The 9,885-nt window shown below is 64.2% G+C and carries 14 protein-coding genes; 11 read left to right on the top strand and 3 right to left on the bottom strand.

The annotated features are described in order from the left end of the window. Positions 1–109 precede the first annotated feature (109 nt). Positions 110–1,102, bottom strand: a complete 993-nt coding sequence (locus tag SPR01S_RS20000; protein ID WP_066593306.1) for a phytanoyl-CoA dioxygenase family protein — start codon at positions 1,100–1,102, stop codon at positions 110–112. Between the two features lie 416 nt (positions 1,103–1,518). Between SPR01S_RS20000 and SPR01S_RS19995 the strand changes: the two genes are divergently transcribed. Both SPR01S_RS19995 and SPR01S_RS19990 read left to right on the top strand, forming a co-directional pair. Continuing rightward, entirely contained in the window at positions 1,519–3,432 is a 1,914-nt protein-coding gene (locus SPR01S_RS19995; RefSeq protein ID WP_066593305.1) for a ribonucleoside-diphosphate reductase subunit alpha, read from the top strand. 120 nt (positions 3,433–3,552) lie between these two features. Continuing rightward, positions 3,553–3,960, top strand: a complete 408-nt coding sequence (locus SPR01S_RS19990) for an endonuclease domain-containing protein (protein ID WP_066593303.1) — start codon at positions 3,553–3,555, stop codon at positions 3,958–3,960. A 77-nt stretch (positions 3,961–4,037) separates the two neighbouring features. On the opposite strand, the gene SPR01S_RS19985 is transcribed toward SPR01S_RS19990, so the two are convergent. Both SPR01S_RS19985 and SPR01S_RS19980 read right to left on the bottom strand, forming a co-directional pair. After that, on the bottom strand, positions 4,038–4,304 hold the full coding sequence (locus SPR01S_RS19985; protein ID WP_066593309.1) for a DUF2171 domain-containing protein: 267 nt from the start codon (positions 4,302–4,304) through the stop codon (positions 4,038–4,040). A gap of 86 nt (positions 4,305–4,390) precedes the next feature. After that, positions 4,391–4,633, bottom strand: a complete 243-nt coding sequence (locus SPR01S_RS19980; protein WP_066593301.1) for a DUF2171 domain-containing protein — start codon at positions 4,631–4,633, stop codon at positions 4,391–4,393. 119 nt (positions 4,634–4,752) lie between these two features. Here SPR01S_RS19980 and SPR01S_RS19975 point away from each other — a divergent pair, with 119 nt between their 5' ends. From SPR01S_RS19975 to SPR01S_RS19940, 9 genes are all read left to right on the top strand, one after another. Next, the gene (locus SPR01S_RS19975; RefSeq protein ID WP_157082378.1) at positions 4,753–4,947 is read left to right on the top strand and encodes a hypothetical protein; all 195 of its coding nucleotides are present in this window, start codon (positions 4,753–4,755) and stop codon (positions 4,945–4,947) included. Further along, complete coding sequence (locus SPR01S_RS19970; RefSeq protein WP_066593292.1) at positions 4,944–5,453, top strand: hypothetical protein; 510 nt, start codon at positions 4,944–4,946, stop codon at positions 5,451–5,453. The genes SPR01S_RS19975 and SPR01S_RS19970 overlap by 4 nt, the downstream gene beginning before the upstream one ends. Then, on the top strand, positions 5,453–5,710 hold the full coding sequence (locus SPR01S_RS19965) for a hypothetical protein (protein ID WP_066593290.1): 258 nt from the start codon (positions 5,453–5,455) through the stop codon (positions 5,708–5,710). The genes SPR01S_RS19970 and SPR01S_RS19965 overlap by 1 nt, the downstream gene beginning before the upstream one ends. Positions 5,711–5,724: 14 nt before the next feature. Then, entirely contained in the window at positions 5,725–6,783 is a 1,059-nt protein-coding gene (locus tag SPR01S_RS19960; RefSeq protein ID WP_066593289.1) for a ribonucleotide-diphosphate reductase subunit beta, read from the top strand. A gap of 150 nt (positions 6,784–6,933) precedes the next feature. Further along, positions 6,934–7,146 (top strand): hypothetical protein, encoded by a 213-nt coding sequence (locus tag SPR01S_RS21775; RefSeq protein ID WP_169803475.1) that lies wholly within the window; start codon positions 6,934–6,936, stop codon positions 7,144–7,146. A 271-nt stretch (positions 7,147–7,417) separates the two neighbouring features. Further along, on the top strand, positions 7,418–7,852 hold the full coding sequence (locus tag SPR01S_RS19955) for a DUF1330 domain-containing protein (protein ID WP_066593286.1): 435 nt from the start codon (positions 7,418–7,420) through the stop codon (positions 7,850–7,852). Between the two features lie 57 nt (positions 7,853–7,909). Further along, positions 7,910–8,422, top strand: a complete 513-nt coding sequence (locus SPR01S_RS19950) for a nuclear transport factor 2 family protein (RefSeq protein ID WP_066593284.1) — start codon at positions 7,910–7,912, stop codon at positions 8,420–8,422. A 76-nt stretch (positions 8,423–8,498) separates the two neighbouring features. Then, on the top strand, positions 8,499–9,299 hold the full coding sequence (locus tag SPR01S_RS19945) for a hypothetical protein (RefSeq protein WP_066593282.1): 801 nt from the start codon (positions 8,499–8,501) through the stop codon (positions 9,297–9,299). Between the two features lie 77 nt (positions 9,300–9,376). After that, on the top strand, positions 9,377–9,754 hold the full coding sequence (locus SPR01S_RS19940; protein ID WP_245662137.1) for a YjhX family toxin: 378 nt from the start codon (positions 9,377–9,379) through the stop codon (positions 9,752–9,754). Positions 9,755–9,885: the final 131 nt, after the last annotated feature.

Raw genomic sequence — 9,885 nt, 5'->3', positions numbered from 1 at the left:
GGGGGGGGGAGGAAGCAAGGCGGCCAGTTGGTCGTCGACCGCCCCCTCCGTCGCCTGCGGCGCCACCTCCCCCTGGCGGGGGAGGATAAAGGTGGACTGACGACCCACCCTACAGCCAGCGCCGCTGGTCGGGCCAGTGCATAGGGTAATGGTTCACATATTGCGCCAGCCGTGGCCGATCGCTGCGGTTCGCGCTGGCGCCGTGAGGAATTTCGTGGCGCCAGATCACGAGGTCGCCCGCCCCCGCCGGCACGGTTACCGCCTCCGCCGACAAGTCGACGGTGCGCGGGTCGGCACCGTTCAGGCTCGCGATCCAGCCATCGGCCAGGCGATGGTGGAAGCCCGGCACGACCTGCAACGCCCCCTGATCGGCGGCGGTATCGGTCAGATAGAGGATCGCCTGCGTCTCGAACGCGATCGGCGGTGTCAGATTGCCGTCCCAATGCAGATGCGGGCCGGGAAAGGTGAAACCGGAACCGATTGGCGGATTGAAGCTCAGCCGGTCAGTCGACACGATCAGGTCGGCATGGCCATAAAGTTCGGCGAACCCCTTCGCCATGCGCTCCGAGCGGCGCGGCACCTCCATCGCCGGATGCTGGAAATGCTGGATCATGATGCCGTTGGTGCGCGGTCCGTACCAGGTCGAGGGATCGCCCGGATCGGCAGCGAGGATCGACCAGAGATGATCCGCAATTGCCGCCGCCTCATCGCGGGTGATGGCCTCGCGCAGTACGACCACGCCGTCGCGATCCCATCGCGCCAAGTCGTCGGCATCGAACACCGGCGGCACCGCCATCACCGCGGCCTGGCGCGCACGCTCCTCGGCCGGCGGCTCGGCGCCGTCATACCAGGCGGTGTAGCGCGCCAAGCGCGCCGGGTCGGGAGCGCCAACGGTCGCTTCGATCCAGGCCAGGAACGTAGGCCAGTCGGGCCGCTCCCGCCCCAGCATCGACATGGTCTGTTCGAGACCGAGACCCAGCATGTCGAGCAGCGTGCGGATCGGCACGGGGCGCGCTTCGCCCGGCGAATCGAGCCGCGTCGCGAGCGCCCAAAGTCCCCGGAGTCCGCGAATCTGATCAAATGGAGCGGTCGACTCAACCATGACTCGACCCGACCACAACCGGTTGATACGGTCCAGCCGTCGACCACAATATTTTTGTGTGTTCCGCGTTCGTTCCCTTGCCTTCGCGGAAGCCCGCGGAAACCCGCGCGTCGCGGCGAATGGACCGGATCGGACCTTCCGTGAGTCGAGTCAAAATAGCGACGAATTGAGTCATGAATTCGTCATTTACGGTATTGCGTCCGGACCCGGATGGGCACAATCTGTTGTAGTTCGGTTCGGGGGCGACCCAAGCACTGGTGGAATTCCTGCTGCGATCCCATGTCGCAGCACGGGGCCGCTCGCGCTTTTTGAACAGGCTGTGGACTATTTTTGTTCTCACCTGTCGGCGCCTGAATGATAAGGTGGGGGTTCGTTTCCCCGAGTCGATTTGTGCGAGCGGAAAGCAGGGGCGAGAGATGGATTTCAGAGACACCGAAGGAACGGGCGAGAATATGGCGACCGACGCGATCGAGGCAGCAACGGCGCAGGCAAATGCGGCGCCCAAGGCGAAGAAGCGCGATTCGAAGTCGATCGCGAAGCCGTATCCGGTCGAGGTCGACCATTCGCGCGACGACCTCCTCACCGATTTCGGCAAGGACACGCTCAACGACCGCTATCTGCTGCCGGGCGAATCGTACCAGGATTTGTTCGTCCGCGTGGCGTCGGCCTATGCCGATGACGGCGCGCACGCGCAGCGCCTCTATGACTATATCTCGAAGCTGTGGTTCATGCCGGCAACGCCGGTCTTGTCGAACGGCGGCACCGGCCGCGGCCTGCCGATCTCGTGCTTCCTCAATTCGGTGCCCGACAGCCTGAACGGCATCGTCGACACCTGGAACGAGAATGTCTGGCTCGCCTCGCGCGGCGGCGGCATCGGCACCTATTGGGGCAACGTCCGCGGCATCGGCGAGCCGGTCGGCCTGAACGGCAAGACCAGCGGCATCATCCCGTTCGTCCGCGTGATGGACAGCCTGACGCTCGCGATCAGCCAGGGTTCGCTGCGCCGCGGGTCGGCCGCCTGCTATCTCGACATCTCGCACCCGGAGATCGAGGAATTCCTCGAAATTCGTAAGCCCAGCGGCGACTTCAATCGCAAGGCGCTCAACCTGCACCATGGCGTGCTGATCCCCGACGCTTTCATGGAAGCCGTCCGCGACGGCGCCGAATGGTCGCTCAAGTCGCCCAAGGACGGCAGCGAGCGCGGCAAGGTCGATGCCCGCGCCTTGTTCCAGAAGCTGGTCGAGACCCGTCTCGCAACCGGCGAGCCGTACATCATCTTCGCCGACCACGTGAACTCGACGATGCCCAAGCATCATCGCGACCTGGGCTTGAAGGTCTCGACCTCGAACCTGTGCTCGGAAATCACCTTGCCCACCGGCAAGGATCATTTGGGCAACGATCGCACCGCGGTGTGCTGCCTCAGCTCGCTCAACCTCGAGACCTGGGACCAGTGGCACAAGGAAGAGCGCTTCATCGAGGACATCATGCGATTCCTCGACAACGTGCTGCAGGATTATATCGACCGCGCCGAGCCCGGCATGGAGCGCGCCGCTTATTCGGCGATGCGCGAGCGCTCGGTCGGCCTGGGCGTGATGGGTTTCCATTCGTTCCTCCAGGCGCGCGGCCTGCCGTTCGAAGGCGCGATGGCGAAGTCGTGGAACATGAAGATGTTCAAGCAGATCCGCGCACAGGTCGACGCCGCGTCGATGGCGCTGGCGGTCGAGCGCGGCCCCTGCCCCGACGCCGCCGACATGGGCGTGATGGAGCGGTTCAGCTGCAAGATGGCGATCGCGCCGACCGCGTCGATCTCGATCATCTGCGGCGGCACCAGCGCCTGCATCGAGCCGATCCCGGCCAATATCTACACCCACAAGACGCTGTCGGGGTCGTTCTCGGTCAAGAATCCGTATCTCGAGAAGATCTTCATCGAGAAGTCGAAGAACAGCGACGCGGTGTGGAACTCGATCCTCGAGCGCGGCGGCTCGGTCCAGCATCTCGACTTCCTGACCCAGGAAGAGAAGGACTGCTACAAGACCAGCTTCGAGATCGACCAGCGCTGGCTGATCGAACTCCAGGCCGACCGCACGCCCTATATCGACCAGTCGACCAGCCTCAACCTGTTCATCCCGGCCGATGTCGAGAAGTGGGACCTGTTGATGCTCCACTTCCGTGCCTGGGAATTGGGCGTGAAGTCGCTTTACTATCTCCGCTCGAAATCGGTGCAGCGCGCCGGGTTCGCCGGCGGGGTCGAAGCCGACAACACGATCGAGGCGCCCAAGTTCGAGCTGGGCGAAACGACGGATTATGATGAATGCCTGGCGTGCCAGTGAGGTGATATAGGAGAAACACCCTCACCCTTCCGCGGCTGCGCCGCTCCCTCCCTCTCCCAGTGGGAGAGGGAAGGGGCCCGCGAGCCGAAGGCGAGTGGGAAGGGTGAGGGTGACAGCAGCATGCGCCTTTACGCAGATCAACCATCGGGAACCGTGAACCGACTTCGCGCTCTGCGTCGCAATGCGACGGAGGCCGAGAAGCGGCTGGAACGGGCGTTGAAGGAGGCGTTTCCGGGGATAAAGTGGCGTTTCCAAGCGCCGATCGGCCCCTATGCGGCGGACTTTCTCTGCTTCGCGCAAAAAGTTGTGATCGAAGTCGATGGCGGCCAGCATACGGAGGCCGAGGAATACGACGCTCGTCGTACGCGCTTCATGGAGAGCGAAGGCTATCGCGTGCTGCGCTTCTGGAACAATGAGGTTCTGGAAAATACCGACGGCGTGATCGTGGCGATTGCCGCTTCCCTCTCCCTTTGGGAGAGGGAGGGAGCGCCAAAGGCGCGGAAGGGTGAGGGTGACCAACTCTCATGAGCCGCCTCACCCTCACCCTTCCCGTCGCTGACGCGACGGGCCCCTTCCCTCTCCCAAAGGGAGAGGGAGTTATTGACTCACCCCTGCTCTTCTTCCTCGAACGTCACGGCGACGTCGGCGTTGGCGCTCAGTCGCACCTTGTCGCCTTCGATGTCGGCGATCAGGCCCTTGGAGATGTAATGGTGGTGCCCGGCATGGCTGCCCTGCCCTTCCGCGACATCCGCGCCCGAATCCTTCTTGGTCAGCTTGATGCGGTCGCCCTCGACATGGTCGACGGTGCCGACATGGACGCCGTCGGCGCCGATGACTTCCATATGTTCCTTGATCTGGCTGAGGTCGGTCATGAACATGCTCCTGTGATGGTTGGCGGAATGGTTACGCGGGCAGAACGCACGACTCCGGAGTTGGTCGCATGAGCCGGACCCGAGTTCTAGACCTCTTCGTCCTCGAACGTCACGGCCACGTCGGCATTGGCGCTGAGCCGTACGGTGTCGCCCTCGACCTCCGCGAACAGGCCGGCCGGGATGAAGTGAGCGCGCTCGCCATCCTCGCCGCGGACGCCGGTCGGGCGCAGCCTGATGCTGTGATGGGTGACGCCGTCGACGGTGCCGACTGCTACGCCGTCGGCGCCGATCACCGCCATGTCGGCGCGGACGTTGTTCAATTGGCTCATCCTTGTTTCTCCTCTGGTCGAATGATGACTGGAACCCGGACTAGGTGGAGCGCGGTCTGCGCGGCATCCGGGATTTCCCGCATCCCCGGCGCACGCCCTTCGGCGGCAAGGAGTGCGGCATGAATCGCGCGCCGCTGATCATGTATACGGTGGCCGGTGCCGCGGCTGCGGGCGGGATCTTCGTCCTGACTCGACGCGCGGCGAGCGAAGGCGCGGTCTATGCCCGCCGCATCGGCGCGACGATGCTGTTCGCGCTCACCGCGATCCTGACCGTGTTCGCCACCGCGATGGCGAGCTGGAGTGCGGGCCAATGAGCGATCGCGACTATATCGCCTGGTCGCTGCTGGCCGCGGGCGCCTTTGCTTTGCTGTTGGCAGCGTTTGGCCGGTTCAGTGCGAAATCCCTGCGACCGCCCTGGGAGCGGCGGCTCGACCGCCTCGAATTTAAGCTCGGCGATCAATTGGGGCTCGGCCATCATGCGGAAGCGGGCAAGATCGAGGATGCCATTGCCCGTCTCGACGCCTTTGCGTCGCGGCACCCCCGGCTGGGCAGCCTCCTGCTCGTGCTAGACCGTGCCCATCTAACGGCGGGCGTCCTCGGATCCGGTTTTGTTGGCGTGGGTCTTTGGGCCGGCAAAATCGGGGCTGGCAACGCTAAAGTGTCGGCGTTCGTTTTTCTTGCGCCCCTTTTTTTGCTCGTCGGGGCGCTGATCGAAGCGATTCCATTTTACGGAGAAGACGCGCGTGGCTTGATGGTCCTTATCGGGTTGACGGCAGCCTTCGCGATCCCGCTGGCTGTCGTCATCTGGACAGTTCCGTAATGGGCGGCGCCGTCCTCCTCGGGGTCATTTCGCTGGTCTGCGTCACCGACCTGGTGCTTGCGGCGTTCTTCGCGCGCATCGCCGGTCGCGCGGAACAGACGGTCGGGGCGCCCCCGAAAACCGGAGGCGTCGACCCCGCCGCCGCGCGTCGCATGGCGCGCATCATGTTCGTCACCACGCCTGTCGTCTGGCTCGTCGCCGCCCTTTTCTCGTTCGGGATCATCCCCGTCGGCAATATCACCCCAATCACCTTCTAGTCCGGAGTTCCGCCATGTCTCTTCTCGACGCCCGCAAGACCTACAAGCCCTTCGAATATCCCTGGGCGTATGAATATTGGAAGCGCCAGCAGCAGCTCCACTGGCTGCCAGAGGAAGTGCCGCTGGGCGAGGATTGCCGCGACTGGGCGCAGAAGCTGACCGATCACGAGCGCAACCTGCTGACCCAGATCTTCCGCTTCTTCACCCAAGCGGACGTCGAGGTGCAGGATTGCTATCACGAGAAATACGGCCGCGTGTTCAAGCCGACCGAGATCAAGATGATGCTGACCGCGTTCAGCAACATGGAGACGGTGCACATCGCGGCATACAGCCACCTGCTCGACACGATCGGCATGCCGGAAAGCGAATACGGCATGTTCCTCGAATATGCCGAGATGAAGGATAAGCACGATTATCTGCAGAAGTTCGGCGTCGACAGCGACGAGGACATTGCGCGCACGCTCGCCATGTTCGGCGGCTTCACCGAGGGTGTGCAGCTGTTCGCCAGCTTCGCGATGCTGATGAACTTCCCGCGCTTCAACAAGATGAAGGGCATGGGCCAGATCGTGTCCTGGTCGGTGCGCGACGAGAGCCTGCATTGCGAAGGCATCATCCGCCTGTTCCACGCCTTCGTGCAGGAACGCGACTGCCTGACCAAATCGGTGCGCGACGACATTGCCGACCAGTGCCAGACCACGATCCGGCTGGAGGATGCGTTCATCGACCTGGCGTTCGAACAGGGCCCGGTCAACGGCATGGCGCCCAAGGAGATCAAGAAGTACATCCGCTACATCGCCGACTGGCGCCTGGGCCAGCTCGGCATGAAGCCTATCTACATGATCGACGAGCATCCCCTGCCCTGGCTGACCCCGCTGCTCAACGGCGTCGAGCACGCCAACTTCTTCGAGACCCGCGCGACGGAATATTCGAAGGCCGCGACGCGTGGTCAGTGGAACGACGTGTGGGATTCATTCGACAAGCGGCAGAAGGCGAAGGCCGGGCCGGCGGCGAACGAGGATGCCGGGAACGGCGAAGGGGATATGTTCGATAAGGCGGGGATTGCGGCGGAGTAAGTCGCGCCGGGCGCGGGATTAGCGCGAGCTAATCCCCATCGGCATTCGTCACTCGAGCAGTTCTCTCGGCCTGGGCGTCGCTCCATTGGGGTCGCCGTCATTTTAGCTAGCTGACCGGCGCGCGCAGTCGGCCTGAGCAAGGGGGAGATCATGATGAGACTACCCAAGCGCTTGCCATACGAAGTTAGCATCGTTGCGGCATTGATGCTCGCCAGCTGTAATCAGCAGTCGGACTCTTCCCACCTAACGATGGCGCAACGCGACGAGATTCGCGATTTAGCTCGGGAGGCTACTGCGCAGGACCGCGATCGGCTCGATGCGATCGAGAAAAAGCTCGGGATGGAAAATGGCGGCGACGACTAAGATGCTGGAAGATACGGCTCCTATTTACTGCTCCTGCTAGATGCGCAGACCCTAGCAGGAGAACACCTTAACCGAAGCATAGCAGATTTCGGTGCCAGTTTACTAAATGCACCAAACTCAGCGTCAATCCCCGACCCGAGGACGCGGCAGAGGATCGGTCGAACTCCACGATGCAATCCAGCGCCTGACAGATATCGAACAGGGACTTTTCGTTCGCCACCGATACGAAATATACCCACGGCGCGAGTTCGCAAAGTTCGAAAGGCACGCCGTGACAGAAGCCCATATCGACCCCACCCGCGAGCAGTTCGACGCCTTCAAGGCGCTCCCCCGCGATGCGCCGATCGCGATGCTCAACCTGGTCCGCTATCGCGAGCGCGCCGCCTATCCCGACGGCCATGACTGCGCCGCGCTCGGGCTGACCGGCGCCGAGGCTTATGCCCGTTATGGCGAGGAAAGCGGGCCGATCTTCCGCCGCGTCGGCGGCAATGTCATCTGGTCGGGCGCGCCGCAGCTCGTGCTGACCGGGCCGGCGGACGAGGCGTGGGATACCGCTTTCGTCGCGCTCTACCCCTCGGCGCACGCGTTCCTCGAGATGGTGACCGACCCCGCCTATCGCCTCGCGGTCGTCCATCGCCAGGCGGCGGTCGCGACCAGCCGGCTGATCCGCTGCGCGCCGCGCGAGGCCGGCGCCGGGTTTGCTTGACGCTCGTCGCTTCGGCCTCTAGGTGTATTATATAAATAATACACAAAGGGTGTCCCGATGCCGTTGCTCCTCGCGCTCGCTCTGCAGGCCACTCCTACCCCCGCCGTCACGATCCCGACCGGCGGCGATCTGCGCATGGCGGTCGCCGCTGCCGACGCCGCATTGTTCAAGACCTTCTTCGAGGAATGCGAGCCCGCCAAGCTCGACGCGATGCTGACGCCCGACTTCGAGATGTACCATGACCGCGACGGCGTAGTGGCGCGCGACAGCAAAGCGATGGTCGCGCTCTATACGAAGCAATGCGAGGCGAAGAAGGCGCCCAATGCGTGGCGCAGCCGGCGCGAACTCGTCGCGGACTCGCTCAACGTCGAGCCGGTGCCCGGATTCGGCGCGATCGAGGAAGGCGACCATGTCTTTTACGAACGCCAGGGCGACGGCCCCGAGAAGCTGGTCGGCCAGGCGCATTTCGTCCAGCTGTGGCAATTAACTTCGACCGGCTGGCGGCTGTCGCGCGTGCTCAGCTATTCGCACCGCGCGGCCGGTGCGACGCCCGAGGCCGCAAAACCGTAAAATTGTCATATCCTTCCAATGCGCTGCGCCCACTGCGGCCGTAGCAAGGCGGATCGTCCCTTTCCGGAGTATCCGCATGATCCGCCGCCTCGCCGCCCTGTCGCTACTCGCCGCCGCCCCCGCACTCGCGCAGGTCGCCCCCGCCGGCGCCCCGGTCGGCCCCAATGCCGGTGCGGTGTCCGGCCAGGGGACGCTGAGCGACCATGACGGCAATCAAGGCACCTGGCGGGTCGAAGGAGTCCTGAGCCAGGGCAATTTCACCGGCACCGGCACGGTGGAGATCGCCGGCCAGACCGTCACCGGGCCGCTCGCCAAGGGACAATCCTATCTCGAAAACGGCAAATGCTATTTCGAGATCGAGCAGGGGCGCAGCCACGTCCATCTCGGCGGGCCGTGCACCACCACGGCGATTGCCGGCCTGTTGGGCGGCTTCGTCGCCGGCACCGAATATGGCACAGTCAATGGCACGATGAACGGCACGCTGCGCTTCGGCCGCGCGGGCGCTGCGACCGCGGCGGCAAAGACCGGTTCGGGTGTCCTGCCGACGCGAAAGCTGACCTGCGCCTTCATGGACCGCGTCGGCGGCAATGTTGCCGGCGACATGCCCGATTACCAACTGCAGTATTCGGCGATGGTCACGCTGACCCTGTCCCCGGCCGGACGCTATGCCACCAATGTCGGCGGCGGCGCCTTCGTGCGGGAGGGCGACGCGGTTCGTTTGACCGGTGGACCGTTCTCCGGCGCGGTCGGGCGACTGCAGGCCGACCGATCGGGCGAACCGGCAGTCTATTTCGAGCGCGCCGAGAACCGCCGCGCCGACGGCAGCTTCATCATCAATCCCGGCCGCACTGCCTGCACCGTCGCCCGCGGCGGCTGACCCCATGTCTTGACCCGCGGCGCGGTCTGCGACAGATTCCGCCGCCTTCGCCACCCCTGAGGGAAGTATGAAGGAAATTGTCGCCCGCTGACCTGACGGCCCCGGTTCTGCCGGAGGCGCCGTCGTCATGCGCTTTGCCCGCCGGGACGCACCGGACGGGCGGCGCGGTCGTTTCTCGACTGACGGGCACAATCCACGTGAACATTTCCAAATACGAACAGCGTGTGCTGCACGCGCTCGCGCAGGGTGGCGCGATCCATCACCGCCGCGACCCACAGGGGCGGATCGTCGAGGCGATCTGCTTCACGCGCGAAGGCCATGTGCTGGCGGACGGCACGTTGCCGATATTCCGCAAGCTCAAGCGGCGGGGGCTGATCTTCAGCTCAGGTGGGCAGCCCTACCGGATCAGCCGGCTGGGGCTGGCGGCGGTAAGGTCGCAACTGGATAATCGATAAGGTTTTGCCCCGCTCCGTTGGATGAGGCGCGCGCCGCCTTCAAATCCTCCCCAAGCTTGCTTGGGGAGGGGGACCATTTGCGTAAGCAAATGGTGGAGGGGAAACTCCCGTCCTCGCCGCTTCCGCGGCTG

The organism is Sphingomonas pruni NBRC 15498 (genome assembly GCF_001598455.1).
Classification (GTDB): domain Bacteria; phylum Pseudomonadota; class Alphaproteobacteria; order Sphingomonadales; family Sphingomonadaceae; genus Sphingomonas; species Sphingomonas pruni.
The sequence above is the reverse complement of the archived record's forward strand: the minus strand, read 5'-3'. Positions and strand labels throughout refer to the sequence as shown.

Bases quoted from the DNA above. Each gene is read 5' to 3' on its own strand.
- SPR01S_RS20000 (WP_066593306.1), bottom strand. From the start codon at position 1,102: ATGGTTGAGTCGACCGCTCCATTTGATCAGATTCGCGGACTCCGGGGA.
- SPR01S_RS19995 (WP_066593305.1), top strand. From the start codon at position 1,519: ATGGATTTCAGAGACACCGAAGGAACGGGCGAGAATATGGCGACCGAC.
- SPR01S_RS19990 (WP_066593303.1), top strand. From the start codon at position 3,553: ATGCGCCTTTACGCAGATCAACCATCGGGAACCGTGAACCGACTTCGC.
- SPR01S_RS19985 (WP_066593309.1), bottom strand. From the start codon at position 4,304: ATGACCGACCTCAGCCAGATCAAGGAACATATGGAAGTCATCGGCGCC.
- SPR01S_RS19980 (WP_066593301.1), bottom strand. From the start codon at position 4,633: ATGAGCCAATTGAACAACGTCCGCGCCGACATGGCGGTGATCGGCGCC.
- SPR01S_RS19975 (WP_157082378.1), top strand. From the start codon at position 4,753: ATGAATCGCGCGCCGCTGATCATGTATACGGTGGCCGGTGCCGCGGCT.
- SPR01S_RS19970 (WP_066593292.1), top strand. From the start codon at position 4,944: ATGAGCGATCGCGACTATATCGCCTGGTCGCTGCTGGCCGCGGGCGCC.
- SPR01S_RS19965 (WP_066593290.1), top strand. From the start codon at position 5,453: ATGGGCGGCGCCGTCCTCCTCGGGGTCATTTCGCTGGTCTGCGTCACC.
- SPR01S_RS19960 (WP_066593289.1), top strand. From the start codon at position 5,725: ATGTCTCTTCTCGACGCCCGCAAGACCTACAAGCCCTTCGAATATCCC.
- SPR01S_RS21775 (WP_169803475.1), top strand. From the start codon at position 6,934: ATGATGAGACTACCCAAGCGCTTGCCATACGAAGTTAGCATCGTTGCG.
- SPR01S_RS19950 (WP_066593284.1), top strand. From the start codon at position 7,910: ATGCCGTTGCTCCTCGCGCTCGCTCTGCAGGCCACTCCTACCCCCGCC.
- SPR01S_RS19945 (WP_066593282.1), top strand. From the start codon at position 8,499: ATGATCCGCCGCCTCGCCGCCCTGTCGCTACTCGCCGCCGCCCCCGCA.